The sequence below is a fragment of the Anoxybacteroides voinovskiense genome, assembly GCF_014196205.1.
Lineage (GTDB): Bacteria > Bacillota > Bacilli > Bacillales > Anoxybacillaceae > Anoxybacteroides > Anoxybacteroides voinovskiense.
In genome coordinates this window covers 1-26,384 of record NZ_JACIDE010000031.1, presented here as the reverse complement: position 1 = coordinate 26,384, position 26,384 = coordinate 1, and the positions used below count along the sequence as shown (strand labels likewise).

Below are 26,384 nucleotides of genomic sequence, written 5' to 3'. Positions count from 1 at the left end.
AAAAAAATGGAAAAAACGATGCGAAACGCATCGTTTTTATCGCGCTACGCGCCGTTTTTTCGGTTGACGGTTGCGAGCCGCTTCTGTCGATTGCCCGCTTTTCCGATTGACGCGCTTTTTCTCTTTTTTCGCCGGAAGCGGTGGTTCTTCCGTCAATTTCACTGGGGTTGTGTCCGGCTCTTTCGTTAACATCTTAATACATGCTGCAACAAGCGAAACAGAGTCATGTTCTTCCAATAATTCTTCCGCTGCCCGTTTATAAAAGGATAAGTTTTCCGTTTCGACAATGGACACTAGCTTTTCAATGGCGAGACGTTGTTGTCCTTCCAACGCTTCATCGAGCGTTGGCGGTTTCATCCGCTCCATTTTCCGCTTCGTCGTCCGTTCAATATTGTGCAACTGACCAATTTCCCGTGGGGTAACAAACGTCATCGCCACACCTGTTTTCCCAGCCCGTCCTGTTCGGCCGATACGGTGAACGTAGCTTTCTGGGTCTTGAGGAATATCAAAATTATACACGTGCGTAACTCCAGAAATATCTAGACCGCGCGCTGCTACATCGGTTGCAACTAAAATTTCAATCGACCCTTCTTTGAATTTACGGAGTACCGACAAGCGTTTCGCTTGGCTTAAATCGCCATGAATGCCTTCTGCGGCATATCCGCGCAAGTTGAGCGCCTCCGCCAGTTCATCGACGCGCCGTTTCGTTCGCCCGAACACAATTGCTAGTTCTGGTGCTTGAATATCAAGCAAGCGCGTTAAAATATCGAATTTTTTCTTTTCTTGTACTTCTAAGTAATATTGCTCAATGTTTGGAACGGTCATTTCTTTTGCTTTCACTTTGACAAGATGCGGATTGTTCATAAACCGCTCCGCAATGCGACGAATCGGCTCTGGCATCGTCGCCGAGAAGAGCAGCGTTTGCCGTTCGGTCGGTACGTTGCTTAAAATCGCTTCGATATCTTCCACAAAGCCCATGTTGAGCATTTCGTCTGCTTCATCTAATACAACGGTGTGCACATGCTCTAACCGAAGTGTTTTTCGGTTAATGTGGTCAATAATCCGGCCAGGCGTTCCGACAATAATGTGCGGCCGCTTTTTCAACGCGCGAATTTGCCGCTCAATATCTTGTCCGCCGTAGATCGGTAGCACACGCACCCGCTTGACAGCACCGATTTTATATAGTTCCTCTGATACTTGAATGGCTAGTTCGCGAGTCGGTGCCACAACAAGCCCTTGAACGGCGTCTTGTTTTGTGTCAATTTTTTCAACAAGCGGAATGCCAAATGCCGCTGTTTTCCCTGTTCCTGTTTGCGCCTGTCCGATCACATCTTTATTTTGCAAGCTAAGCGGAATCGTTTCCGCCTGGATTGGAGTTGTTTCTTCAAACCCCATTCGACTAATCGCCTTCATTACGTCATTACTTAATCCTAATTCATGAAATGTTGTCAATGTTATTCCTACTCCTTTTACTTACTGTTCAAAACCGTTCTGCCCATTATGGAAGAAAGGGCCTTGACATTATGTTTTTCTATCATACCATTTCTATGCCTCGTTTGCAATAAATACCAACTTCAAAAATTTTCCTTTAAAAATGCCTCGACGTGACGAAATAATGTCTGGCAATCCGGTTCGTGGCACACATGGTGACGGGAAGAAGGCAAAAACAGCAGCTGTTTTTCTTTAGAACCAATCATTGCATATCATTCCTCATCACCGCTATGAAAAAAGAAGGGGAATCCCCTTCTTATTGTAACGACCGGATGATTTCTTCGAGTTTCATTCCTCGCGATCCCTTGAATAAAACGACATCTTTTTCCGTTACGAGCGAACGCAAGTCGGTTGCTAATGCTTGTTTATCATCGTATGCTCTCACTCGTCCGTGTGGAAAAGCAGGCTGCGCAGCAAGAGCTATTTCACGCGCAAGCTTTCCGTACGTCCATACGTAATCGACGCTTTCTGGTGTGAGCATTTCTCCAATTTGCCGATGAAATTCCACTTCTTGCTCCCCAAGTTCTAGCATATCCCCTAATACGGCGATTTTTTTCTCGTAGCCTGTTAACTCAAACAGCAACTGTAACGCTGCTTTCATCGATGTCGGGCTGGCGTTGTATGCGTCGTTAATAATGGTTACACCATTTGCCCCCTTTTCTAATTCCGTGCGCATGCGCGTCATTTGTAGCGTTGCAAATGCCTTTTGAATCGTTTCCCACTCAATGCCGAAAACGCGAGCAACGGCAATTGCTGCTAATGCGTTTTGCACGTGATGTTTTCCTAAAATCGGAAGCTGAAAAGCTATTTCTCGTGCCGCATTCACTGTAAACGTCGTTCCTTCCGCTGTTAAAGAAATCGAAAGCGGATAGTAGTTGTTTTCTGCTGTCTGTCCAAACGTAATCGTGTGACAGACAGGGGAAAGCTGTTCTATTTTTGTTCGTAACAGCGGTTCGTCACCGTAATAAACAAACACGCCGTCTTTCTGTAATCCAGAGAGAATTTCGAGTTTCGCTCGCGCGATACCTTCGCGTGACCCTAGCTCTTGCAAATGCGATTCCCCGATATTCGTAATGACTGCGACATCAGGCTCTGCGATGTGCGATAACCGCTCGATTTCACCAAAGCCGCTCATTCCCATCTCAACAACCGCCATTTCCGTGTCTTCCTTTAATCGAAGAAGCGTCAGCGGCAAACCAATATGGTTGTTGAGATTTCCCTCTGTTTTTTGCGTTTTGTATGTCGTTGCTAAGAGCGAAAATACCATATCTTTTGTTGTCGTCTTGCCATTGCTTCCGGTAATACCAATCACTTTCACAGGCAGCTGCTTTCGGTAGCGATGGGCTAGTCGTTGCAATGCTTGCAGTGTGTCATCGACCATAATGAGCGGCACATTCGCTGGTTGGTTCTCCTCCCCCTCTGACCATAACACCGCACTAGCTCCTTTCGCAAACGCTTCTTCGACAAACGCATGGCCGTTAAATGTTGCTCCCTTTAACGGAATATATAAGTTCCCTCGTTCCAGCGTTCGCGTATCGGTAGAAACCCCTGTAATCATCACGTCGTAAAACGATTCATGAAGTCCAAAGCCGTCCACCATATCTTGAATCGTACGTAATGTCTTTGTTATCATCGTTTCACCTTCTAAAACGTATATGTGATCGTTTGTTTTTCTTGATGGCGCTCGAGCGCAAGCTGTACAAGTTTCTCGATCAGTTCTGGATAAGAAACGCCGCTATGCTTCCAAAGCAGAGGGAACATACTAAATGGTGTGAAGCCCGGCATCGTATTCACTTCGTTAATGTAAACAACCCCGTCTTTCGTTAAGAAAAAGTCGGCTCGCACTAATCCAGACAGATCAAGCGCTTTAAATGCCGCAATCGCCATTTGCTGAATCGTTTTGTACTCCTCATCGGTAATATCTGCTGGAATAATAAGCTCTGTATTGCCGTCTTCATATTTTGCTTCATAATCATAAAACTCTTTCTTTGGAACAATTTCCCCGACGACAGAACAAACCGGCTCGTCATTTCCGATGACGCCAATTTCGACTTCCCTGCCGACAATTGCTTCTTCCACAATCACTTTTCGATCATAACGAAATGCGTCCATAAATGCCTGCTTCAGCTCTTCGCGTTTTTTGCATTTACTAATCCCAACGCTTGATCCAGCGTTCGCCGGCTTGACGAAGCAAGGATAGCCAAGTTCACTTTCCACTTTGTCATAAGCAGCTTCTTCGTTATGTTGCCATTCTTTTTTCAAAAAAGAAACGTATTTTGCTTGGCGAAGTCCCGCTTGGGCAAATAAATTTTTCATAATGACTTTATCCATTCCTGCTGCCGAAGCGAGCACACCGTTTCCGATATACGGGATGTTTAACAATTCCAATAACCCTTGCACTGTACCGTCTTCCCCGTTTGGTCCGTGCAATAGCGGAAAAATGACGTCAATCGTGTCTTCTGTCTGTCCATTCGTTTCTTCCGCTGTCGGAGCTTGATTTAAAGCTACCGGCAAAATCGCTCTCACGTTCGGTGTCATTTGCAACTCTTTCACATCTTGCACGCTGCTTGTTAGCTTTTCTCCTTTGACCCATTGTCCTTCAGTTGTAATGTAAATCGGCACGACATCAAATTTTGTTTTGTCAATGGCGTTCATTACCGCCATCGCCGTTTGCAGTGACACTTTATGTTCAGGCGATTTTCCGCCATACAAAACCCCTATTCTCGTCTTCACTAGAAATCCTCCTCTTCTTTTTTCCACCATTTTATTGTACCACGTTTCTCCTGCCGCCGTATGATACTTTTATATGACGGATGAAGGTTGTTTCGCAACTTTCATACAGGAAAACACCGCCCAACAAGTTCGTTAGACGGTGTGCTAATGCGACAATACGTGCGTTTCGCTATGTTGCCATACAATTTGTTGAAGCGCCTCTTGAGCCGTTTGTTCGATTTGCGCAAAATATTCGGCAACCCGCCGAAAAAAACGGCTTCGTTCCATATCATCATGCAACACATGCCAAATTTTCTGTTCATAATGGCGTAGTCCGCTCAAATTATAAATAAGCCCTCGTTCTTCTAAATAACGTAAATTAATTTGTTCCTGTCCCGGTAAATAGCTGATTGTAAATATCGGAAGTCGTTTATGCAATGCTTCACTTATAGTAACTCCACCCGGTTTCGTAATAATTGCATCAACTTCTTCATACAAACGGTTCATCTCGTCAATGCTCGCTATATAAGGAAGCGGACGAATATGCGGCTGTTTCCAACGCAAAATTTCTTCATACAACGCCCGATTATGCCCACATAACACCGAATAGCGGAATTGGTGCGTTCCGTTCATTTTTCGGAAGAAATCCGAAATATTCCCTAGCCCTTGGTTGCCACCGGCGATTAATAAATGCAGGCGCTGCTTACTTCCTCTACTTCCGCTTTTGCGAGTCATAAACGTTTCATGTACCGGAATACCGGTCACAATGACTTGTTCTTTGGTGATTTTGTACTTTTTTATTAGCTCTTCCTTCGCTTCTTGATGTGGAACAAAGTGATAATCAATCCCTTTTTTTCCCCAAACGCCGTTCATAAAAAAGTCGGTATATACATTAATGACGGGCGTTGTTAGCCACTTTTTTCGTTTTAACCGCTGCAAAATCCGCGACGGAAACGAATGGGTACAAATAATAAGCTGCGGCTTTTCCGCTTCGATGAGCCGTTTCATTTTATGTTCAAAATACGGCAACCATGGCTCTAGGTGCATCCAGTCCATTTTTGGAACATCTCGATACATGAGCATTTTGTAAATATGATGATAGGAGGCTGGATGAGAGCGAATCCAGCGCAAATATACGTCTGATACGAATTTTTCAATATATTCATTACAATAGCTTAAAAAATCAAGCTTTTGGCAATGCACAAACGGAAATTTCGTTTGTAAAAAATCAATGAGTGCATCGGCTACTTTATGGTGTCCTGAACTCATTTGAAACAATGGCAATACAAGAACTTTCATCATCACGATAGCTCCCTTTAATTTTCAAATTGCTTTTTGCCAACCAGTTGCTTAATCCATACCGCCACAAGAAAAAGAAGAAACAGCGCCGCTCCAATAAGCGGGACCGATGCAATAGGAATATCTAGATGCTGGCTTAAAAACATTCCGATGAACGTAATCGGCACAATCCATAATACAGCACCTATCGAAGCAAGTAGCAAAAACAAGCGGAACGGAAAGCGAATCACCCCTGCCATGTACGGAGAAATTTGCCTTACCCCTGGAAGATAAAACCCAAAGAGAACAAACCATTTTCCGTATTTATGAAACAAGCTGCTCGCCCGTTCCCACTTTTCTTCCTTGATTCCTACATACTTTCCGTATTTTTTCATAAACGGATGACCAAGAAACCGCCCCATTCCATAGCCTGTCATCATTCCTATTGTAGCACCGAGCCAGCTGACAAGAAAACAATTTGCCCACGCTAGTTGGTCATGAGAGATTAACATCCCGAGAAAAACCAACAAGCTCTCTTCCGGTGCCGGGATGCCAACAATTCCCAAAAAAAGAAAAAGAAAAATAATCCCATATCCGTACGATTGTATATATGACAAAACAGTCGAAATATCCATACGTCCCCCTAAATCGCTCGAATTTGTTTCTTAGTTTGTGCAGCCATCATTTCACTAATCGTCATCCATTGTACGTTTTTCGCTGCTTCGTCCTCGAAAAGCTGTTGCAGCGCTTGAATCATATGTTCTGGCGCTTTTTTGTCAGCTCCAAGCGTCTCACCGCTATCATGAAGAACGATAATCGCCCCGTCTTTCAGGCTCTTTTTTAATCGCCGGACAAGTGTTGCGACCCCTAGTCTCTCTCTCCAGTCTCCGAGAATGGCTGTCCACATTACTGTTATATATTTCGTTTGCACCGTCCACGTACACAAATTAAAATGTCCCCAAGGTGGTCGGTAGTACATCGGACGTTTGCCAGTAATTTGTTCAATCACATCTGCTGATTTTTGCAATCCTCGTTGTAAAAATGGGGGGAATAAAAACCAATTGCTTGTATGTCGATAGTTATGCAGTCCGATATCGTGTCCTTCTTCCTCAATGCGTCTTACAAGCTGAGGGTTCTTTTCTGCCTTCGCGCCAACAAGAAAAAAAGTCGCTTTGATTTCGTGTTTTTTTAACAGATCAAGCAGCTGAGGAGTGTAATATGGATCAGGGCCGTCATCAAACGTTAAAGCAACCGCTTTGGCTACGTTCCCTTTTTGATAAATGCCTGCCCCTGTTTTACGGATCACAACTGTAGGGATGATTCCATATACGATAACGACACATAAAAAAAGCGCGAGCCAGTTCATCTCATGCACCTCTTCTTTACTATATACTCATCATTTCGACACACTTCTAAGTTATTCCTTGCTATAATACAATACGGAACGAGGAAAGAAAAGATTCAAACAACTTGACGATTCGTACTATAATCGATAAAAAGACAGGTGATCACATTGAAAAAAATTGTATTGACCGGCGGCGGTACGGCCGGACATGTCATGGTGAATGTAGCGCTCATTCCGAAGCTAAAAGAGCGAGGCTGGAACGTTTGTTATATCGGTTCCCATCACGGCATCGAGCGAGAACTCATTGCACAGCAAAACGATGTTCCGTATTTTCCGATTTCGACAGGAAAATTGCGCCGTTATTTTGACTGGAATAACTTTAAAGATCCGTTTAAAGTAATGAAAGGAACGTGGGAAGCGTACCGGCTCATTAAGCGGGAAAAGCCAGACGTGGTGTTTTCGAAAGGCGGGTTCGTTTCTGTTCCTGTCATTATCGGTGCATGGCTAAACGGTGTTCCTGCGATTATTCATGAGTCCGATATGACGCCAGGGCTAGCAAATAAACTTGCGATGCCATTTGCGACAAAAGTGTGTGTCACGTTCCCCGAAACGTTGCAACATGTGAACAAAGAAAAAGGGATCTACGTCGGCGCTGCTGTTCGCGACGAACTAAAACAAGGAGACGCCGACAAAGGTCGGACGTATTGTCAATTTACAAACGACAAGCCTGTTCTTCTTGTGATGGGCGGAAGCCTCGGCTCAAAACGCATTAACGACGCGTTGCGGGCGAATTTGCAAACGCTCCTTGCTGATTTCCAAATCGTCCATATTTGCGGAAAAGGAAATGTCGATGCACAACTGGCGAATCAAAAAGGATATAAACAATTCGAATACGTTCACGACGAGCTTCCGCATTTGCTGGCGATGGCGGACATCGTCTTATCGCGCGCCGGCTCGAACTCGATTTTTGAATTTTTGACATTGAAAAAACCGATGCTCCTTATCCCATTGTCGAAAGGCGCAAGCCGCGGCGACCAAATTTTAAACGCCCGTTCGTTTGAAAAAGCGGGGTATGCAAAAGTGTTGATGGAAGAAGAACTAACAAATAACTCATTGCACTACGCCATTTATACGTTATACCAAAATAAAGACAAATACATTCACCGTATGCAGCAATCAGAAGCAACTGACGCGTTAAATAAGTTGCTTATGCTCATCGAAGAAGCAATCAATAAATAAAAATACGAGGGTGTCCCAAAAGTAACGGGACACCCTTTCTTATAACCATATATACGTGGGTCAGCTCCATATTTTTCATGAGATAAATGCTTTTTTATAAAATATCTATATCATCTCCATCAAACCAGTCGCCTACCATATCCTCCACTTGATCGCCGACATCAAACGCATCTTCTACTACATCCTCGATCATTTCTTCCGCCACCATGCCAGCGAGCATTCCAGCGGCAAATCCACCGATCGCTCCCATCATTCCGTGTCCGTGATGACGGGAAGGATAAACAGGATAATAGCCTGGGTCATGCGGGACATACGGCTGGTGCGGAATATAGGACGAATGAGTTTGTGTTTGCGGCTGTTGTACGATCTCTTGCAATAGCATGTGCCATTTTTGCGTCAATCGTTCGACGTCGTTCACTTCATCATAGCTAAAAAATACTTCTCGTTTCCATTCCCGTTCACCATGCCCGAACATCCCTGTTAACACATCGACTTCAAGCTGTAGTCGAACGCCTTGTTCGCCAAGGAAGGCAAGGCACTCGATTTCTTCGATCACTCCCCGGAATACACTAGTCGGAAAAAAGGAAAACTCTTGTCCATACGGTGTGATTTTACCGGAAGTTGGTTTTTCACGGAACCCAAGCTTGTCTAAAGCGGAAAACACGGTTTCTAACGGTACTGGCGGCAAAATACGAATAGAATCCTCATCTACGGCATCGACCCCGTCTGCAATATCAAGCCGCGTAACAAATACATACTCTACCCCGTACCTCGTGATTGGCAAATGAAGTGGTAACGCATAAACGAACGGGAGTACTTTTCGCTCTCCCGAATGAAGGATAAACGATGAAGCAACTGGAATGACCGCAACCGTCTGACGATAATGCTGGCCATTTGCATGCACCATGAGCTGAAGCTCGACCTCTAATTTACGAATATGTTGCTCGGTCATCCCTCCTTCAATGAAAAATTCGCCTTCGATTTTTTCACCAACGCGCACATACGGTTGATGCAAAACAAGGTTAATTTTTGCAGAACCAATTCCTAGCTTGGACAAAAATTTTTTAAACACAGCTGCTCCCTCCACAGTATGTTTCTCCTCTTTATTATTTACGACCGAACAAACAGAAAGATTCAAAAGCTCCTAAAGACCGTAACGATCTTTAGGAGCTTTTCTAAAAGAATATTTTGGAAATCCCTAAACAAATTAAAATCAGCCCTGGAATGACGGTTGCTTTTTTCATTATTTTTGTTTTTGCGAACGTATAGCCTGTTTTTAATCCAAAGCGAATGAACAACATATTAAGCAAGGACACAAGCAATGCTAACATAAGTGGAGAATAGCCTAAAAGCGAAGCGCTTAAGCCTGCCCCGAACGCATCCATCGATAACGCAAAGCCAATCAATAGCGCCTCGTTCATGCTAATGCTGCCCGAGCCATCCAAATCAGCTAGCGACGGACGCTTTAAAATTTGAATGACAATCCCAAGCCGCTTTAAATGGACACGCCATATTTTCATGGTTGCTGCCGAACGCGGTACCACCTCTTCTAGCTCATCTTCTCGCTTCTTTAATACATTGTAAATCGCCCACACACCAATCGCCACTAAAATGCACGCAGCAATTGCTTTTTCCGCACGCACCGGCAACAACAGAACGAGAAAAGAACCGACGTACATAGACATGAGCAGCATGAACCCTGAAAACAATGCAATGACTACTAATGAGGAAAGCGGAAATTTCATTTTCCGCATCCCGTACGTCACCCCAACGCTTAAGCTGTCTAAACTCACCGCCAATGCTAACATCATCATCGATACGTATTTTAACATCGTTTCGTTCCCCCTGCGTTACTATATGCACAAACGAACACACAGGGAACTCGGCTATCGGCTTTATCATTTTTCGACCATTTTCGATTTCCAGGGAAATATTTTTTCCCGTTTCGACATTATTCTTTCAAATGATATGGAAGCGTCGCAATGACAATGTCTTTTTTCAAAATCAAGAAAAACCGTAATACAATCGCCGTTTGGTTATGCAACAACGTATGCCACCATTTTTTCACAATAAACTGCGGCATTAAAATCGTAATCGGTGCGCCTTTTGTTTGCTTTTCTATTTCATTAATGTAATCAAGCATTGGCGAAAGGATTGTCCGGTATGGAGAATAAATGACTTTTAACTCGATGTCAGGGTAAAATTTTTCCCATTTCTCCCGCAGTTTTCGTTCTTCATCTTCATGAAAAATAATTGAAATCGCCGTAATATCGTGCGAAATACTACGCGCATATTGAATGGATTGGGCAACGACTTTGCTCACACCAGAAATCGGAATAATTACTTTTGGCTCAACGATTTTCTCTCGCCGCTTCCACTCTTGTTCATCCAGTCTTAATTGTTCGCCTAATTTATCATAATGGGCGCGAATTTTATAAAACAACACAACAAGAAGCGGAATAGAAATAATGACAAGCCATGCTCCTTGCGTAAATTTTGCGATAACCGTAATAATCGTCACTAGCCCAGTAACAACCATTCCTGTTGTAATCGTCGCGATCGTAACCGCACTGCGCCCATTTTTTTCTTTCCATAATTTTTTGACCATTCCAAACTGCCCAATCGTGAACGATAAAAATACCCCAACCGCATAAAGCGGAATCAACGAGTGCGTTTCCCCGTGGAACACGACAATTAAAATCATCGCTAAAACGCTTAATAAGATAATCCCGTTTGAAAATACAAGACGGTCGCCACGAGCGGATAAGCTACGCGGCAAAAAGCGATCATGAGCAATAATCGACGCTAGCTGTGGGAAGCCAGCAAAACTTGTATTCGCTGCCAATACTAAAATGAGCATCGTCACCATTTGAAACAAATAGAAAAAGATGCTATTTCCAAATACGTGCTGTCCGATTTGCGAAATAACCGTTTTATGCTCTAGCGGTGTCACACCAAATCCAGCCGCTAAAACCGTAATGCCTAAAAACATCGTCCCTAATAAAAACGACATCCATCCCATCGTAATCGCAGCGTTTTTGGAGCTATCTGGTTTGAACGATGGAACGCCGTTGCTGATTGCTTCGACCCCTGTCATCGCTGAACAACCAGACGCAAACGCTCGTAACAAAATAAACATTCCATACCCTGAGGAAAGGAAGTGGCTAGCCGTCGCATGCTCCCGGTAGTTAAAACCATGCCATCCTTCATGCCATAGTTGCCACCCTCCCGCTCCAATCAATACGAGTACAGAAATAATAAACAAATACGTCGGGTAAGCAAATACGGTCGCAGATTCCGTAATGCCGCGCAAGTTTAAAGTCATGAGCAATAATACAAGGGCAATCGCAATGTCCACTTTCCACGGAAGCAAACTTGGAAACGCTGATGTTAATGCGGCAACACCAGAGCTAATACTAACCGCTACTGTTAACACATAATCAATCATGAGCGCCGCACCAGCGACTAAACTCGTCGTCGTACTTAAATGATCTCTCGCGACGACATACGCTCCGCCACCCGACGGGAACGCATAAATAATTTGCCGATACGACAACGTCACAACGACTAACAAAACTAAAATCGCCAACGCAATCGGCAATGAGAAGAAAAAGACACCTGTCCCAAGCAGCATAAGCACTAATAAAATTTCTTCTGTCGCATATGCCACAGAGGAAAGCGCATCAGAGGAAAATACCGCTAGCGCTTTCCATTTCGGCAGTTTCTCATGTTTCAACCGCTTTGTTTCCATCGGTGATCCAATTAACAATCGTTTAATGGAAGCCATTTCTCCTTCTCCTTTTTCTATCAACTAGTTTTATTTTGCACATCGGCAACAAAAAAACACAAAAAACCGCCAAGGATGTCCTTAGCGGCAATATTCCATCCCTCCCATTACGCTTACGAGGTTAGCTGTCGGGTTAGGGCATGAGAGTAGCCCCTCCTCATTTGGATTCACCCCAAGTAACATGCGTTACATCAATGGTTCCCCCGCTCCATGACGGATTCAGCGATAATATAAGATTTATGATAGCTGATATGTTACGCTCTTCCGCTTCTGTTGTAAAGAAACGAAAAGAGCCGATTAGGAAGAAAATAACTGATTTTCTCGCTTTTTTACCTCAAATTTTGTTTCTTTCGCTTATTTCCTTTTCTTTTTTGTGTTATGCTCATCCAATCATAATTTTTCCTTTTGGGTAGCGGAATGGGTCTGGTTTGCGGTGCAACGTTACTGCATAAGCAATTGTTAGCGGCCCAACCCTCCCAGCAAACATCGTAAAAATAATCAACACTTTGCCAAACGGCGACAATTCCGGTGTTAATCCCATTGACAACCCAACTGTACCAAACGCCGACGTCGCTTCAAATAAAATCATTAAAAAGTCATGCCCTTGCTCTGTAATCGTCAATAACATCGTCACTACCATCACAATAAATAGACCACTTAACGTTACAGTTAATGATTTATAAATGGTGTCATATACAATGCGTTTTTTAAAGAAAATGACGTCCTCTTTTCCTTTAATTTGCGACCAAACGGCACCAATTAATGTTGCAAACGTCGTCGTTTTAATTCCCCCTCCTGTAGAACCAGGAGAGGCACCGACAAACATTAAAAAGATGAGTAAAAAGAGCGTCGGCTGCGTTAAATCCGAAATATTAAGCGTATTCGAGCCTGCTGTCCGTGGCGTCACTGCCTGAAAAAGCGACGATAACACTTTTCCGATTGGTGAAAGCGGCGATAACGTTTTCGGATTGTGCCACTCCAGCAACAAAATGAATAACATACTAAACAGCACAAGAAGCCCGCTCGTGACAAAAACGATTTTCGTATGGAGAGAAAACCGACGCGTTTGGCGATATTCATACAATTCATTCAACACGATAAACCCAATGCCGCCGAGCGTAATAAGTGTACATATGACAAGATTCACAAAAGGATCTTCTACATACCCAGTCAAGCTACGAAACCCTCCCATTAAATCAAAGCCTGCATTGTTAAAATTGGAGATTGCATGGAACATCCCAAAATAAAACGCCTTTACCGGTGGCATATCAAACGAAAAACGAATGGCTAACAAGATTCCGCCAACAAGCTCAATGACGACCGTAAACACGAGCACTCGCTTCACAAGGCGAACAATCCCTTCAATTGATAAATTGTTTAATGCCTCTTGAAGCAATAGCCGCTCCTTTAAAGAAATACGCTTGCCGACAAGAAAAGCAAAAAACGTAGCAAACGTCATAAATCCTAGCCCACCGATTTGAATTAAAAACAAAATCACTAGCTGGCCGAACAACGTAAACGTCGTACCAGTATCCACAACAACAAGCCCTGTCACGCAAGTCGCCGACGTTGCCGTAAATAAGGCATCTAACCATGGAAGCCCTCGTCCATCATTTGTTGCAATCGGAAGTGTTAACAATAGCGCACCTAACATAATAATTAACGCAAATCCAAGCACTAACACTTTCGGAGGGTCAAACATATATTTCCGTATTTGTTGCATTTCTCTTCCTCCTGTCACTCCACTGACATTTCATCTTTCCTTACACTCCATCATACATGTAAAAAATATACCAAAAAATGCATACATGTTGTACAATGATTTTTATAGAACTCTTTTCATCAGCAAAACAACAAAGCCATATGATGGATTTGACGAACGGTAAAAGATGTATTATGCTACTTGACATGGAGAATTTATTGTATAATATATAGCGGTGAGTAGTGCTGCATAAAGGAAGTCATAAACACTACGTATGTTCCATATATTAAAAATCTAGAATGAGAGAATGAGAGAAAATAGAGGTGAATAAGAAAGATGAAGGGGCTCAGTAATATAAAGTGGTTGCAACGCTGGTCCGATACGCATCTCCGCTTTTTTGTATTAGCGGTGTTTTTATTTTGGATGAAAACATATGCTGCTTATCGTATTGAGTTTAACTTAGGAATTAGCAACACGATGCAAAAATGGCTGCTTTTTATCAACCCAATTAGTTCGGCCATTTTCTTTTTCGGGCTCGCTTTACTAGCAAAGAAAAAGCGGCCATATATTTGGTTGATTGTTATTGATGTTATGCTGTCGTTTATTTTGTACGCGAATATCGTCTATTACCGGTTCTTTAGCGATTTCATTACATTCCCAACGTTGACGCAAACAAGTAACTTCGGTAGCCTTGGCGGCAGCATTTTAGAGTTGTTAAAATGGCATGATTTTATCTATGTCATTGACATCATCTTCATCGTTTCATTAATTGTAAAAGAACGTGCGAATTTACAACCGATTTCTTTAAGTCGCCATAAAAAGAACTTATTGTTCGCGACAGCTGTATTTACGTTCGTCACAAACTTAGCATTGGCGGAAATCGACCGTCCACAGTTATTAACGAGAACGTTTGACCGTAACTATATCGTGAAATATTTAGGCATGTATAACTATGTCATTTACGATGCAATCCAAAGCATGAAATCGTCAACCCAACGAGCATTTGCGAACAAAAGCGACGTCACAACCGTATTAAACCATGTGCAAGCAACGTACGCTAACCCAAATCCAGCGTATTTTGGCAAAGGAAAAGGAATGAACGTCATCTATATTCATCTAGAGTCGTTTCAAAACTTTTTAATTAACTATAAGTTAAATGGGCAAGAAGTGACACCGTTTTTAAACTCGCTCACCCATGAAAAAAATACAATGTATTTCGATAACTTTTTCCACCAAACAGGGCAAGGAAAAACGTCGGATGCAGAATTTATGCTAGAAAATTCACTGTTTGGCTTGCCGCAAGGGTCCGTGTTTACAACGAAAGCACAAAATACGTACCAAGCAGCACCAGCTATTTTAGGACAGCACGGTTATACATCAGCCGTTTTTCACGGAAACTATAAAACGTTCTGGAATCGTAACGAAATTTACAAATCATTTGGCTTCGATCACTTTTTTGATGCAAGCTACTATGATATGAACGACCAAGACGTGCTAAACTATGGATTAAAAGATAAGCCGTTTTTTAGAGAGTCGATTCCGTTGTTACAAACATTAAAAGAACCGTTTTACGTCAAATTTATTACGTTGTCAAACCATTTTCCTTATTTGATCGACGAAAACGAGGCAACGATTCCGCCTGCGACAACAGGAGACGGCTCAGTCGATCGCTACTTCCAAACCGCGCGTTATTTAGATGAAGCGGTCAAAGAATTTTTTGATTACTTGAAGCAATCAGGGCTTTACGACCGTTCAATCATCATTTTATATGGCGACCATTACGGTATTTCCGATAACCATAACGAAGCGATGGCACAAATTATCGGAAAAGAGATTACCCCATTTGAACATACGCAATTGCAACGTGTGCCATTATTTATTCGTGTTCCAGGAGTAAAAGGTGGCATTATGCACCAGTATGGTGGGGATATCGACGTATTGCCAACAGTGCTCCATCTATTAGGAATCGATACGAAAAATTATATCCAATTCGGTACGGACTTATTATCGCCAGAACACCAACAAATCGTTCCATTCCGCAACGGTGATTTCATCACACCAACTGTTACTGCTGTTGATGGAAAATATTATAATACACAAACGGGCGAGGCAATCGAGAAAAATGCCGAAATCGATCGCGACGAACAAATCGTTCGTACAAAGCTTAGCCTGTCTGATAAGGTCGTCTATGAAGACTTGCTGCGTTTCTATACGCCAAAAGGATTCAAACCAGTCGACCGAAGCAAATATGACTACAACCATCATGAAGAGTAAATAAAAAGGGAGCTGACTTATCGGCTCCCTTTTTTCATGAAAATCGTCGAGCAGTTTCGTGTTTGGAAGGTCAAACTCGCTTATGATCACTTTAGGAAAGGTGTTGATTTTCATTATCATTTAATGAAAACGAAATGGTAGTTGACAGCTCGAGAAAATACAAGTACATTATATATGGAGTTATATTGATATTGATTATCATTTTCTTTTTTTGCGTGAAAGGGGGCTTTGGCATGGCTCGGCTTTATACTACCGATTTAACCGTTGGCTATCAAGATCGGAGCATTGTGCAAAATTTAACCATCCACATTCCGGATCAACAAATCACAACGATTATCGGACCGAACGGCTGCGGAAAATCCACGTTGCTAAAAGCAATGACCCGCATTATTGCACCGCAATCTGGAACAGTGGTGTTAGACGGTAAGCAAATCGCCAGCGAAAATACGAAACTGCTTGCGAAAAAAATGGCAATCCTCCCCCAGACGCCAGAACATCCAAGTGGTTTAACGGTGGGAGAATTAGTATCGTACGGGCGCTTCCCTTACCAAAAAGGATTCGGACGCCTAACGAAACAAGATTACGAAATCATTGATTGGGCCCTTGACGTCACTGGAACAATCGATTTTAAATACCGCCCAGTCGACTCCCTCTCCGGTGGACAACGCCAACGCGTTTGGATTGCTATGGCTCTTGCCCAGCAAACAGACATCATTTTCCTTGATGAGCCAACCACATACTTAGACATGGCTCACCAATTGGAAGTATTGGAGTTGTTGCAAAAGCTCAATATGGAACAAGGAAGAACAATTGTGATGGTTCTCCATGACTTAAACCAAGCAGCCCGCTTTGCTGACTATATCGTTGCCTTAAAAGACGGAAAAATCGTCAAGGCGGGTACTCGCGAAGAAGTGATGACTCACGATGTTCTCAAACAAGTATTTCACATCGATGCAGTAATCGGCCGCGATCCTCGCACAAACAAACCGATTTGCATTACATACAATTTACTAAAAGGAGAAGAAAAACATGAGAAAACTGCTTATTCCGTTCCTGTTAGTGCTGCTATTTATCGCTAACGCTTGCAGCGGAAACACAACAGAGAAAAACAACTCTACGGCAAAAGAAACGAAAAAAGAAACGATTACGTACCAATCCGAAAACGGCCCTATTGAAGTGCCAGCCCATCCAAAACGAGTGGTCGTTTTATCCTCTTTTGCTGGCCATGTCATGGCGCTAGAAGTGAATTTAGTAGGGGTCGATTCATGGTCAAAAATGAACCCTCGCTTTCAAGACAAATTAAAAAATGTCGAAGCAGTAACAGATGAAGAGATTGAAAAAATTATCGAACTAAAACCGGATTTAATTATTGGGTTATCAAACATGAAAAACGTCGATAAACTAAGCAAAATTGCGCCGACAGTCACGTATACGTACGGTAAAGTCGATTACTTAACGCAGTTTTTAGAAATTGGAAAACTACTTAATAAAGAAAAAGAAGCGAAAGCGTGGGTTGATGATTTCAAGCAACGCGCACAAAAAGCAGGGGAAGAAATTAAAGCAAAAATTGGCGAAAACGCCACTGTTTCCGTCATCGAAAGCTTCGATAAACAGCTTTACGTATTTGGAAATAACTGGGGTCGTGGAACGGAGATTCTTTATCAAGAAATGGGGTTAAAAATGCCAAAAAAAGTGGAAGAAATGGCGCTCAAACCAGGATATTATGCCCTGTCGCCAGAAGCGCTTCCTGAGTTTGCCGGGGATTATTTGATCGTCAGCAAAAACCCTGATGCCGACAACTCGTTCCAACAAACGGAAACGTATAAAAATATTCCAGCCGTGAAAAACGGTCACGTCTTTGAAGCAAACGCAAAAGAGTTTTACTTTAACGACCCGCTGACACTGGATTACCAGCTTGACTTCTTCATCAAGCATTTCTTAGGAAAATAAGAGACGAAAGGCGAGGGCTCTTTATAAGAGATCCTCGCTCTTTATGTATGTAAGGAGGAGGCACATGACGACGAAAAAGGATTCTTCCCTTCCGTTTCTCTATAAACTGCTCATTTCGATCATTGCCCTTGTCGCGATGTTTTGGATGGCACTCGTATTTGGAGCAGTCGATACGACCATCCACGATGTATGGCTTGCCATTACGTCACATACGAAAGAAGAGCGGGCGCTCATGATTTGGGAGCTGCGTATTCCGCGCGAAATCGCTGCGATGGTGGTAGGGGCAGCGTTATCTATTTCCGGAGCAGTGATGCAAGGGATAACGAGAAATCCGCTCGCAGACCCAGGGCTGCTTGGGCTAACTGCTGGTGCTAATGCCGCTTTAGCCATAACGCTCGCCTTTTTCCCTGCCGCCAATTATCTTTTGATTACGATTGCGTGCTTGGCTGGGGCAGCGGCTGGTTCGATAGTCGTCTTTGGCATCGGTGCCGTAAAAAAAGGCGGATTTTCGCCGCTAAAAATCGTATTGGCTGGTTCGGCAGTTTCGATGTTTTTATATGCTTTAGCAGAAGGCATTTCGCTTTATTTCAAAATTTCTAAAGATGTATCGATGTGGACCGCTGGTGGCATGAGTGGAACGACATGGAAACAGCTGCAAATGATTGTCCCATTTCTCGCACTAGGCGCGATAGTAGCGTTTGTCTTCGCCAGACAGCTGACAGTGCTCAGCTTAAACGAGGAAGTAGCGATTGGATTAGGACAAAACACAACGCAAATAAAAGCGATATTATTTATTGCCGTTTTGGTATTAGCTGGTGCTTCCGTCGCACTTGCTGGCAATATGACATTTGTTGGCTTAATGATTCCACACATCGTGCGGGCGATTACAGGAACAGACTATCGGTTCATCCTGCCAATGTCCGCGACAGTCGGAGCTTCTTTTATGCTTTTGGCCGATACGCTTGGTCGTACAATCAACGCACCGTACGAAACGCCAGTCGCCGCGATTGTTGCGGTCATGGGCTTGCCTTTCTTTCTGTTTATTGTCCATAAAAAAGGAGGGACGTTCTCATGATTCAACCAACGCTCCTCAAACGGCAACGCCTTCTTACGTTCGGTTTGCTAGTACTTATTTTTGCAACCATTGTTGTTGGGATGGGGACAGGATATGCCTCTCTTTCGTTTGATCGGATTCTCCCAACTCTGTTCGGACAAGGGACGTTTAAGGAAGAGTTCATTTTATTTTCGGTTCGTCTCCCGCGCATTATGATCACGCTGCTCGCAGGTATGTCTTTGGCGTTGTCTGGAGCGATTTTGCAAGGAATCACCCGGAACGACTTAGCCGACCCTGGCATTTTAGGCATTCATTCTGGCGCAGGGATAGGGGTGGCGATTTTCTTTTTGTTTTTCCCTGTCGATGCAAATGCGTTCGTCTACTGGATTCCACTCGTTGCGTTTGTCGGTGCATTATGTACAGCGTATATGATTTACCTTTTATCGTACAAAAAAAACGAAGGGCTTCAGCCAGTAAAGGTTGTGCTCATCGGGGTCGGCTTTTCGATGGCGCTCTCTGGAGCGATGATTGTCCTTATTTCATCGGCTGAGCGAATGAAAGTAGATTTTATTGCGAAATGGCTCGCCGGCAATATTTGGGGAGATGACTGGCCGTTTATTTTCGCATTGCTTCCATGGTTAATCGTGCTTATCCCATTTATTTTTTATAAAGCAAATCGGCTGAATGTATTGGAATTAAGCGAGCCAGCCGTCATTGGAATTGGCATAGCGATTGAAAAAGAGCGACTTTCGTTTCTAATCGCTGCCGTTGCACTCGCTGCTTCGGCCGTTTCCGTCACCGGAGGAATTGCCTTTATCGGATTGATGGCTCCACATATGGCAAAATCGCTCGTCGGACCGCGGTACCAGCTTTTCCTTCCACTCGCGCTTCTTCTCGGTGGCTGGTTCTTACTGGTCGCTGATACTATCGGACGAAATCTCGTCGATGTGTCTATCCCTGCTGGCACGATTGTTTCTCTCATTGGTGCGCCGTATTTTGTTTACTTATTGTTGAAAAAATAAGGCGAAGAAACTGCTCTTCGCCTTATTTTTTTCCTGTATAAATGAAAATCGCATCACGAAGGAATTCCGCCATTCCCGATTGTTTTTTGTCGTAGTATGCTTTAAATCGTTCGTCATCGACATACATTTGCGCCAATCCCGCATGCGCTTCTTTTGAGTAATGATCCCAAAAATAGCCCAACCATTGGCGATGCAAGTCCGCTGCTTTTTGCGCAAGCTCTCCCGCTGGGTCGCCCGTCAAAAACGCTTCATGCAATACGCGCAATACTTCTTCGCCGAGCTTTGTCGCTTCTTCATATTGTGCTTGCGTCATATTTTTTACTTTTTCGTTTGATTTGTTCACTTGCTCATCGCCGTATTTTTCCCGAATTTCTTTGCCATATTTCCGTTCGTTCTCGTCAATGAGCTGCTGCTTAAACGCCTCAAATTTTTCTTTGTCGCTCATGATGATTCTCCCTTCTTTCGCTAATAGCGTTTTTTCGACATTGGCGATTAGCGCCTCTAACCGCCTCCGTTCTGCCAAGAGTTTTTCGCGATGCTGCTTCAATGCCTGTACGTCATCAAATGACGGGGAGGTGAGGATTTGCTTAATCGTTTCTAAATCAACCCCAAGTTCGCGATAAAACAAAATTTGCTGGAGTTGGTCGACCTCTTTCGGTCCGTATATGCGATAGCCTGAGGCGTTTACTCTCGCTGGCTTCAAAAGACCGATTTCATCATAATATCGTAGCGTTCGGCTCGTAATCCCTGCCAATTTCGCTAGTTGCTGCACCGTATATTCCATGCGCTCACCTCCTGACAATTTCATCATAAACGTTTACGTAACGTCAATGTAAAGCAAAAAATAAAAAAATCTCGCCATAAAAGCGAGCATTATTTAACCAATCCATGTTTAAACGCATAAATGACCGCTTGCGTCCGGTCTTGGACGTCTAGTTTTGCTAAAATATTGCTGACGTGGACTTTGACCGTTTTTAATGAAATAAACAACTCCTCGGCAATTTCTTGGTTTGTTTTTCCTTGCGCAATTAACAACAATACTTCCATCTCACGGCTCGTCAATTGCTCGTGTGGAAGCGATTGCTTTCGCCTATTGTTCATCATCTTTCCCGTTACTTCTGGTTCGAATACCGATTGCCCATAAAATGTGGCACGAATCGCATTCGCAATTTCGCTTGCTTTCGACGTTTTCAACATATAACTGATTGCCCCTGCTTCAATCGCTGGATATACTTTATCATCGTCTAAAAAACTTGTCACGATCATAATTTTTGCTTCCGGCCAAGCGCTGATAATTTGTTTCGTCGCTTCAATGCCGTCCATCGGCTCCATCACTAAATCCATTAAAATAATATCCGGGCGAAGCTGAAGAGCAAGTTCAATCCCTTTTTCTCCGCTTTCTGCTTCCCCGACGACTTCCATATCTGGCTGGGCAGATAAATACGCAGAAACACCAAGCCGCACCATTTCATGGTCATCGACAAGCAATACTTTAATCATATAGCTTCCTCCCTTACACAAGCGGTACTTTCACTTCTAAACGCGTCCCTTTATTTTTTATGCTTACGATTTTCAACGTCCCACCAATTTCAGCCGCTCGTTCGTACATATGTTGCAAGCCGTAAGAGCCGCTTTTTGTCCGTTCGACATCAAAGCCAACTCCATCATCCGACACGCGCAAAAGGACAAACCCATCTCGCTCAAGCAACAACACTTCTAACATGTTCGCTTTCGCATGACGGAGCGTATTGGACACCGATTCTTGCAAAATGCGAAATAAATGATCTTCCACTCCACGATCGAGTGTCACCTCTTCTATTTTCCACTTGATCTCCATCGGCACTTTTTGTTCAAGTTCCGTTAACAGTTCCTTCATCCCGTCTTGGAGCGATTTTCCTTTCAGCTGTACAGGCCGTAAATGCAGCAACAATGCCCGCATTTCCAGTTGGGATTGGTGAATCATTTGTTCGACGAGCTTCAATTGCTTTTTCCCTTGTTCGCTTCCTGTATACGTTTCCATCAGCGCGGACATCATCATCGATGCCGCAAATAGCTGTTGGCTTACCGAATCATGCAATTCGCGCGCTAGACGGTTTCGTTCTTCTGAAATAATTCGCTCGATGAGTTCTTCTTCGTTTTCCACTTTTTCTGTCGCTAGTTTTTGGGTACGCTTCGTCTGTTCGAGCCAATGCTTTTGCAGCTTTTCTATTCTCTCCCACACATCATTCAGTTCTTTTGCTGTTTGTTTGCGTGATAGCTCTATATTCCCTTGTTCCATTTGAAGCAACGCATGTTCAACCGCTCGCCATTGTTTTCGCCAAAACCAATCGAATGAAATGCCAAAAAGCACGCCAATACCGCCACTTGCCATAAACAAAAAGAGGACAAACGGCACTCCAAGCACTGTTTCGTTCCATAGTGCCGACCATTCCGTAGGCGGAAACGTGAGAACGTATGAAAGAAATGATACAACCGAAACGGTAAAAGCGAGTAGAAGGGCCCCAACAATATGCCGGTTCATATTCGTTTCACCTCAACGTTTCCGATCGCCATTGAGGTGATGATTTTTAGCCTCTGTTCGGCAGTTTCATACGCTGGCGTTTGATAAATAAACGTTTGGTTCCATAGCCGTTCCGTTTCTCTCGAAAAAATAGACGCTGCCCCAAATAACACCGAATGGACAACGCTCACTTCCATTTCGTACGGAACGAAAATGTGCACATTGCCAATCCATCCACGAACAACGATGACCGCTTCCCCTTTCGGAACAACCGCATAGCTTAAATCAATAACTGTATCGCCAATGCCTGTTTGAATATTCACGTCGCTCCATTCATAAGCATACTCCGGTGTTTTTTGCCGACCGAACAACATGTTTTGAAAAAGCGGCCGACGAAAAACGAGTTCTGTTTCTGCATGGCTTGTTTCCATCTCTGGACGAATAACGGCAGGGCGTCGCTTCGATTGAGCAAATTGGATAATCGCATACAACAATAGTGCGACAAGCAAAAACCTAACCGTGATCATCGTGAACACATGCACAACAAGACCGACGCACCCAAGCCAGAAGGCGATTTTGCCAAGTTTCCGATGCCATTTTTTTCTCCCTATATAAATCAATCCTGCCGAAAAAAGAACAGAAAAAACAATGCCTGGATGAAAAAACGAAATTTCCATCGCAAAAATAACGAGCGCAAGCAGTACCACCCAACTGACATAGTCGGTCGTTTTTTGTTGATCCATGGGGCTTCCCCCTTTCAGATGTAAGTTCCTCCATAAAACGAAAAAGGCGCAACAACGTACGCCTTTAGCATATATGTTTATTGCTCTTGCTGCAACCGCTTTTCTAATTCGGCAATGCGAGCATCAATCGTATGGCGATAATAGTCTGACTGTACTTGTTGCTCGAGGCGTTCTAAATATGACTCTGTATCCGCAAACGCAGAAAGCGTCGGGCTTGTATATCCGTCTAGCACTCGATTCATGCGGTAATGCGCCCGTGCGATATTTTCTCGCCCCATCAGCTCCATGCGGCGCATATGCATATCTTTTAGTTGATGTTTCATTTGTTCGTATTTTTTCTCTAGTTCCAATAGCTGTTCGTTTGTTTGCTCAAGCAATTGCTTTAATCTCGTCGCTCGCTCTTCGTACTGCATTTGCTCATGAGACGCAAACGTAAACAACTCTGACTCACCAGCTTTTGAGGCAATATCCGCCTGTTTCTTCCGCTTTTCCGCAAGCTGTATAGCTTCGCGATATTCGCGTGTAAACTGCTCTTTCAGCAAGTATTGCCGTTCCAGCAGCTTCCGTACTTTTTCTACTTCTTGTTCGCATTGGCGTAAGTATTCATTTAGCACCGCAATCGGATTTTTCTTTTCTTTTTCGTCCAACCATTCATGAATATCTGCTGAAATCATCGTTTTCATGCGAGAAAGTAACCCCATTGTTCTTCGCTCCTTTAATAATGTTTTTGTAGTTCTGCCCATTGCTTTTCAAAATGAACGAACGGATCGTCAACGACTTGCACTACTTCTTTCGGTTCGTTCCATTTTTTATACACGACATAAAGCACATACGCTGCTACAATGGCAATAAGCGCTGGTACATTCGAGACGCTCACCATCAGCGCAGCCAAGCCAATCAGCGCCCAAACGATTTTGCCGAACGTCGAATCGGCTTTGAAAAACTTTTTGACCGCATAGTACAAAATCGCCAAGCTGATCGCTAACCCAACGAGCGGACCGAGGTGAAACATAAGCACGAGCACCGCAATTCCACCTGCAAGCAATAACCCGATTTTTTTTAACATCCCTTTCGCCTCCTTCCTTGCTTTCATCTTACCGATTCTCATCTTTGTTCATCATGTCCTATAGCTATATTTTCAACTACGACTCAAGGCGTATTTTTATAATGATGAAAGTCGTTTCAATTCTTATGCGAAGGAGGTATAATAACCATAAAATAGGAGTGGATGAAAATGCGGAAGTGCTGATTATCAAAAGAAATGGAAGCATCCCTTCATAACAAAGAGCCGCAATAAAACAAAGCGGCTCTTTTTGCTGTGAGTAATTTCAAACTGGAGATTTGTGCAATGGAACACCAATATTGTGGCTAAACACACTTGTTCTACAAATTACAAAAAACCTTCTCCATATTAATAAAAAACCAAGAGAGTGTTCGCCATCCTTTTTCGAAGTTTGTTAGAGGAAAATGCTCATTCGGTCCATGCACGTTTGCGGTAGGCAGTCCAAATCCCATTAGAACAATTGGGATTCCAAAACAACCGGCAAGCATCTCTACTACAGGGATTGAACCGCCAGCGCGAATCCATAAAGCTTCTTTTCCGTATCCATAGGTATAAGCTTGTTTAGCTAATTGCATTACCGGGTGATTAATTGGTGCAACATATGGGCATGCCTCACTATGTTTTTTTAAAGTGACTCGCACCCCTGCAGGTGTATTTTGCAAAACATGCCGTTGGATTAATTCAAATACTTGCTCAGGTCTCTGATTAGGCACAAGCCTACATGTGACATGCGCAACGGCACGACTAGGGATAATCGTCTGATTATTCCCCCCTGAAATTCCATTTATCTCTATCGTTGGACGTATCCATTGTCGTTCAACCGTGGAAAAACCGAATTCGCCAAATAATGCAGGAACACCGAGTTGTTCAGCTATTTTTTCGTCATCTACATGTAATGATCGCATTTCTTTCCTTTCCTGATTTGTAATCGGTACTACCTCGTTATAAAAATCATTAATGGTGATTCTTCCGTGTTTATCTTTCATAGATTGGAGCAATTCAATAAGGGCGTGAATAGGGTTTTGAACAGCACCACCATAGAGACCGGATGGCAAGTCTTTGCTTGGTCCATCAACAATTATGTCAAATCCTAAAAGTCCTCGTAGTCCCACACAAACAGAAGGTTGGTCTTCGCTAAGCATGGCTGTATCTGAAATTAGTACGAAATCTGCATCTAGCCTTTCTTTATAGCTCTTTAGAAAGGATAAAAAGTTTGGACTCCCAATCTCTTCCTCCCCGTCAATGACTATCTTCACATTAAAAGGGAGACTTCCTTTTGCTTTTACTAACGCATCTAATAAGGTGATATGTATCCATAATTGTCCTTTGTTATCACTGGCACCTCGAGCGTAAATATTTCCATTACGTATTTCTGGTTCGAATGGTGGACTAACCCAAAGGGATAAATCTCCTACTGGCTGAACGTCATAATGACCATAAATAAATACCGTTGGTTTCTCTATCGATACAATCCATTCCGCAAATACAATTGGATTGCCGCTTGTTTGGACAATTTCTGTATATGGAAATCCAATCTTCTTTAAATGCGAAGCTAAAAATTGAGCGGCATTTCGCACATCCCCTATATGGTTGCTTACACCACTCACACTTGGAATTCTGAGGAAATCCTTTAAATCTTCAATATATCTTTCTTTCTCTTTATGAAAAATCAAATCTAATTCATTTAACATACTTCCACCCTCACTAAATTTTGTTTGTGAATCACACAACACTTCTATTTCATACAGTAAAGAAGCTCTAAACACCTTAAATCACGGTTGTTTAGAGCATGCCATGAGGTCTATATCTCCCAATCGATTGTGTAAAATTACTACCTTATTTTTGCTATGACACATCCTGCAGCTGTTTGACAATAGGAGAAAGAAATATCTGCTGTTTCCCCTGAAGCCCAAACATAACCTATTTCTCCTCTAAAATCCTTTGGAGGAGAGACCTTCTCTCCTTTTTTTACATTTATAACCACCTTTTTTACACCTGGACACTGTTCAGCTAGGCTTGTGTTTATATCTTCTACTACCCCTTCTTTACTGGAGTATATAACGAATGTTGAGCTGGCTTTTACCGGGTAAACGTCAAATAGCCCCCACCTTTTGGAAGGTCGGGGCTTAGGGTATTATTTAGTTAGCTGATGAAAAGCAATACATGAAACAGGGAGTGTGGTTGACCAAGGAAGCATTTGATCCAATGCGTTCTTGTCTGACAA

General features: G+C 43.2%; 24 protein-coding genes and 1 riboswitch. Of the genes, 6 read left to right on the top strand and 18 right to left on the bottom strand.

The features are described 5' to 3' along the window. Positions 1–36: 36 nt before the first annotated feature. From GGR02_RS15555 to GGR02_RS15530, 6 genes are all read right to left on the bottom strand, one after another. Positions 37–1,413 carry a DEAD/DEAH box helicase gene (locus tag GGR02_RS15555; protein ID WP_375782324.1) on the bottom strand — a complete coding sequence of 459 codons (1,377 nt, stop codon included), beginning with the start codon at positions 1,411–1,413 and terminating at the stop codon, positions 37–39. Positions 1,414–1,747: 334 nt separating this feature from the next. After that, positions 1,748–3,124: a UDP-N-acetylmuramoyl-tripeptide--D-alanyl-D-alanine ligase gene (locus GGR02_RS15550; RefSeq protein WP_183185892.1), complete on the bottom strand. Its 1,377-nt coding sequence runs from the start codon at positions 3,122–3,124 to the stop codon at positions 1,748–1,750. An 11-nt stretch (positions 3,125–3,135) separates the two neighbouring features. Beyond that, positions 3,136–4,224, bottom strand: a complete 1,089-nt coding sequence (locus GGR02_RS15545; protein WP_183185891.1) for a D-alanine--D-alanine ligase — start codon at positions 4,222–4,224, stop codon at positions 3,136–3,138. Positions 4,225–4,368: 144 nt separating this feature from the next. Continuing rightward, positions 4,369–5,505, bottom strand: a complete 1,137-nt coding sequence (locus GGR02_RS15540; RefSeq protein ID WP_183185890.1) for an MGDG synthase family glycosyltransferase — start codon at positions 5,503–5,505, stop codon at positions 4,369–4,371. A gap of 14 nt (positions 5,506–5,519) precedes the next feature. Further along, positions 5,520–6,116 (bottom strand): DedA family protein, encoded by a 597-nt coding sequence (locus GGR02_RS15535; RefSeq protein WP_183185889.1) that lies wholly within the window; start codon positions 6,114–6,116, stop codon positions 5,520–5,522. 8 nt (positions 6,117–6,124) lie between these two features. Then, complete coding sequence (locus GGR02_RS15530; protein WP_183185888.1) at positions 6,125–6,847, bottom strand: polysaccharide deacetylase family protein; 723 nt, start codon at positions 6,845–6,847, stop codon at positions 6,125–6,127. Between the two features lie 192 nt (positions 6,848–7,039). Here GGR02_RS15530 and GGR02_RS15525 point away from each other — a divergent pair, with 192 nt between their 5' ends. Beyond that, on the top strand, positions 7,040–8,065 hold the full coding sequence (locus tag GGR02_RS15525; protein ID WP_221210902.1) for an undecaprenyldiphospho-muramoylpentapeptide beta-N-acetylglucosaminyltransferase: 1,026 nt from the start codon (positions 7,040–7,042) through the stop codon (positions 8,063–8,065). A 94-nt stretch (positions 8,066–8,159) separates the two neighbouring features. Here GGR02_RS15525 and GGR02_RS15520 read toward each other — a convergent pair whose 3' ends face one another. The 4 genes from GGR02_RS15520 to GGR02_RS15505 form a co-directional block, all read right to left on the bottom strand. After that, positions 8,160–9,137, bottom strand: coding sequence for a sporulation protein (locus GGR02_RS15520; protein WP_183185887.1), 978 nt, complete (start codon positions 9,135–9,137; stop codon positions 8,160–8,162). A gap of 103 nt (positions 9,138–9,240) precedes the next feature. After that, positions 9,241–9,897: a sporulation membrane protein YtaF gene (gene ytaF / locus GGR02_RS15515; protein ID WP_183185886.1), complete on the bottom strand. Its 657-nt coding sequence runs from the start codon at positions 9,895–9,897 to the stop codon at positions 9,241–9,243. 119 nt (positions 9,898–10,016) lie between these two features. Beyond that, positions 10,017–11,852 (bottom strand): APC family permease, encoded by a 1,836-nt coding sequence (locus tag GGR02_RS15510; protein WP_183185885.1) that lies wholly within the window; start codon positions 11,850–11,852, stop codon positions 10,017–10,019. Between the two features lie 95 nt (positions 11,853–11,947). Then, positions 11,948–12,087: riboswitch (cyclic di-AMP (ydaO/yuaA leader) on the bottom strand. A 147-nt stretch (positions 12,088–12,234) separates the two neighbouring features. After that, complete coding sequence (locus GGR02_RS15505) at positions 12,235–13,575, bottom strand: TrkH family potassium uptake protein (RefSeq protein ID WP_183185884.1); 1,341 nt, start codon at positions 13,573–13,575, stop codon at positions 12,235–12,237. Between the two features lie 315 nt (positions 13,576–13,890). Here GGR02_RS15505 and GGR02_RS15500 point away from each other — a divergent pair, with 315 nt between their 5' ends. The 5 genes from GGR02_RS15500 to GGR02_RS15480 all read left to right on the top strand — a co-directional run bounded on the left by GGR02_RS15500 (position 13,891) and on the right by GGR02_RS15480 (position 19,854). Then, entirely contained in the window at positions 13,891–15,828 is a 1,938-nt protein-coding gene (locus GGR02_RS15500; protein WP_183185883.1) for an LTA synthase family protein, read from the top strand. 233 nt (positions 15,829–16,061) lie between these two features. Continuing rightward, a complete protein-coding gene (locus GGR02_RS15495; protein ID WP_183185882.1) occupies positions 16,062–16,907 on the top strand; it encodes an ABC transporter ATP-binding protein in 846 nt (281 codons plus the stop codon). Beyond that, complete coding sequence (locus GGR02_RS15490) at positions 16,858–17,778, top strand: iron-hydroxamate ABC transporter substrate-binding protein (RefSeq protein WP_183185881.1); 921 nt, start codon at positions 16,858–16,860, stop codon at positions 17,776–17,778. Before GGR02_RS15495 ends, GGR02_RS15490 begins: the two co-directional genes overlap by 50 nt. Positions 17,779–17,842: 64 nt before the next feature. After that, positions 17,843–18,853 carry a FecCD family ABC transporter permease gene (locus GGR02_RS15485; protein ID WP_183185880.1) on the top strand — a complete coding sequence of 337 codons (1,011 nt, stop codon included), beginning with the start codon at positions 17,843–17,845 and terminating at the stop codon, positions 18,851–18,853. Beyond that, positions 18,850–19,854, top strand: a complete 1,005-nt coding sequence (locus tag GGR02_RS15480) for a FecCD family ABC transporter permease (protein ID WP_183185879.1) — start codon at positions 18,850–18,852, stop codon at positions 19,852–19,854. Before GGR02_RS15485 ends, GGR02_RS15480 begins: the two co-directional genes overlap by 4 nt. 22 nt (positions 19,855–19,876) lie before the next feature. Here the strand turns inward: GGR02_RS15480 and GGR02_RS15475 are convergent, their stop codons facing one another. The 8 genes from GGR02_RS15475 to GGR02_RS17870 form a co-directional block, all read right to left on the bottom strand. Continuing rightward, positions 19,877–20,638, bottom strand: a complete 762-nt coding sequence (locus GGR02_RS15475) for a MerR family transcriptional regulator (RefSeq protein ID WP_183185878.1) — start codon at positions 20,636–20,638, stop codon at positions 19,877–19,879. A gap of 89 nt (positions 20,639–20,727) precedes the next feature. Continuing rightward, the gene (locus GGR02_RS15470; protein WP_183185877.1) at positions 20,728–21,354 is read right to left on the bottom strand and encodes a response regulator transcription factor; all 627 of its coding nucleotides are present in this window, start codon (positions 21,352–21,354) and stop codon (positions 20,728–20,730) included. Positions 21,355–21,367: 13 nt separating this feature from the next. Continuing rightward, positions 21,368–22,375: a sensor histidine kinase gene (locus GGR02_RS15465; RefSeq protein ID WP_183185876.1), complete on the bottom strand. Its 1,008-nt coding sequence runs from the start codon at positions 22,373–22,375 to the stop codon at positions 21,368–21,370. Beyond that, positions 22,372–23,097, bottom strand: a complete 726-nt coding sequence (gene liaF / locus GGR02_RS15460; protein ID WP_035047990.1) for a cell wall-active antibiotics response protein LiaF — start codon at positions 23,095–23,097, stop codon at positions 22,372–22,374. The genes GGR02_RS15465 and liaF overlap by 4 nt, the downstream gene beginning before the upstream one ends. Before the next feature lie 77 nt (positions 23,098–23,174). After that, positions 23,175–23,798, bottom strand: coding sequence for a PspA/IM30 family protein (locus GGR02_RS15455; RefSeq protein ID WP_183185875.1), 624 nt, complete (start codon positions 23,796–23,798; stop codon positions 23,175–23,177). 14 nt (positions 23,799–23,812) lie between these two features. Next, positions 23,813–24,163 (bottom strand): lmo0954 family membrane protein, encoded by a 351-nt coding sequence (locus tag GGR02_RS15450; protein WP_183185874.1) that lies wholly within the window; start codon positions 24,161–24,163, stop codon positions 23,813–23,815. Positions 24,164–24,480: 317 nt separating this feature from the next. After that, positions 24,481–25,851 carry a dipeptidase gene (locus GGR02_RS15445; protein WP_183185873.1) on the bottom strand — a complete coding sequence of 457 codons (1,371 nt, stop codon included), beginning with the start codon at positions 25,849–25,851 and terminating at the stop codon, positions 24,481–24,483. Between the two features lie 140 nt (positions 25,852–25,991). Further along, complete coding sequence (locus GGR02_RS17870; protein ID WP_373286641.1) at positions 25,992–26,219, bottom strand: hypothetical protein; 228 nt, start codon at positions 26,217–26,219, stop codon at positions 25,992–25,994. Between the last annotated feature and the right edge of the window lie 165 nt (positions 26,220–26,384).

What these genes read in the sequence shown, in the direction of transcription:
- GGR02_RS15555 (WP_375782324.1), bottom strand. Translation starts at nt 1,413, where the DNA reads ATGAAGGCGATTAGTCGAATGGGGTTTGAAGAAACAACTCCAATCCAG.
- GGR02_RS15550 (WP_183185892.1), bottom strand. Translation starts at nt 3,124, where the DNA reads ATGATAACAAAGACATTACGTACGATTCAAGATATGGTGGACGGCTTT.
- GGR02_RS15540 (WP_183185890.1), bottom strand. Translation starts at nt 5,505, where the DNA reads ATGATGAAAGTTCTTGTATTGCCATTGTTTCAAATGAGTTCAGGACAC.
- GGR02_RS15535 (WP_183185889.1), bottom strand. Translation starts at nt 6,116, where the DNA reads ATGGATATTTCGACTGTTTTGTCATATATACAATCGTACGGATATGGG.
- GGR02_RS15530 (WP_183185888.1), bottom strand. Translation starts at nt 6,847, where the DNA reads ATGAACTGGCTCGCGCTTTTTTTATGTGTCGTTATCGTATATGGAATC.
- GGR02_RS15525 (WP_221210902.1), top strand. Translation starts at nt 7,040, where the DNA reads ATGGTGAATGTAGCGCTCATTCCGAAGCTAAAAGAGCGAGGCTGGAAC.
- ytaF (WP_183185886.1), bottom strand. Translation starts at nt 9,897, where the DNA reads ATGTTAAAATACGTATCGATGATGATGTTAGCATTGGCGGTGAGTTTA.
- GGR02_RS15510 (WP_183185885.1), bottom strand. Translation starts at nt 11,852, where the DNA reads ATGGCTTCCATTAAACGATTGTTAATTGGATCACCGATGGAAACAAAG.
- GGR02_RS15505 (WP_183185884.1), bottom strand. Translation starts at nt 13,575, where the DNA reads ATGCAACAAATACGGAAATATATGTTTGACCCTCCGAAAGTGTTAGTG.
- GGR02_RS15500 (WP_183185883.1), top strand. Translation starts at nt 13,891, where the DNA reads ATGAAGGGGCTCAGTAATATAAAGTGGTTGCAACGCTGGTCCGATACG.
- GGR02_RS15495 (WP_183185882.1), top strand. Translation starts at nt 16,062, where the DNA reads ATGGCTCGGCTTTATACTACCGATTTAACCGTTGGCTATCAAGATCGG.
- GGR02_RS15490 (WP_183185881.1), top strand. Translation starts at nt 16,858, where the DNA reads ATGAGAAAACTGCTTATTCCGTTCCTGTTAGTGCTGCTATTTATCGCT.
- GGR02_RS15485 (WP_183185880.1), top strand. Translation starts at nt 17,843, where the DNA reads ATGACGACGAAAAAGGATTCTTCCCTTCCGTTTCTCTATAAACTGCTC.
- GGR02_RS15480 (WP_183185879.1), top strand. Translation starts at nt 18,850, where the DNA reads ATGATTCAACCAACGCTCCTCAAACGGCAACGCCTTCTTACGTTCGGT.
- GGR02_RS15475 (WP_183185878.1), bottom strand. Translation starts at nt 20,638, where the DNA reads ATGGAATATACGGTGCAGCAACTAGCGAAATTGGCAGGGATTACGAGC.
- GGR02_RS15470 (WP_183185877.1), bottom strand. Translation starts at nt 21,354, where the DNA reads ATGATTAAAGTATTGCTTGTCGATGACCATGAAATGGTGCGGCTTGGT.
- GGR02_RS15465 (WP_183185876.1), bottom strand. Translation starts at nt 22,375, where the DNA reads ATGAACCGGCATATTGTTGGGGCCCTTCTACTCGCTTTTACCGTTTCG.
- liaF (WP_035047990.1), bottom strand. Translation starts at nt 23,097, where the DNA reads ATGGATCAACAAAAAACGACCGACTATGTCAGTTGGGTGGTACTGCTT.
- GGR02_RS15455 (WP_183185875.1), bottom strand. Translation starts at nt 23,798, where the DNA reads ATGGGGTTACTTTCTCGCATGAAAACGATGATTTCAGCAGATATTCAT.
- GGR02_RS15450 (WP_183185874.1), bottom strand. Translation starts at nt 24,163, where the DNA reads ATGTTAAAAAAAATCGGGTTATTGCTTGCAGGTGGAATTGCGGTGCTC.
- GGR02_RS15445 (WP_183185873.1), bottom strand. Translation starts at nt 25,851, where the DNA reads ATGTTAAATGAATTAGATTTGATTTTTCATAAAGAGAAAGAAAGATAT.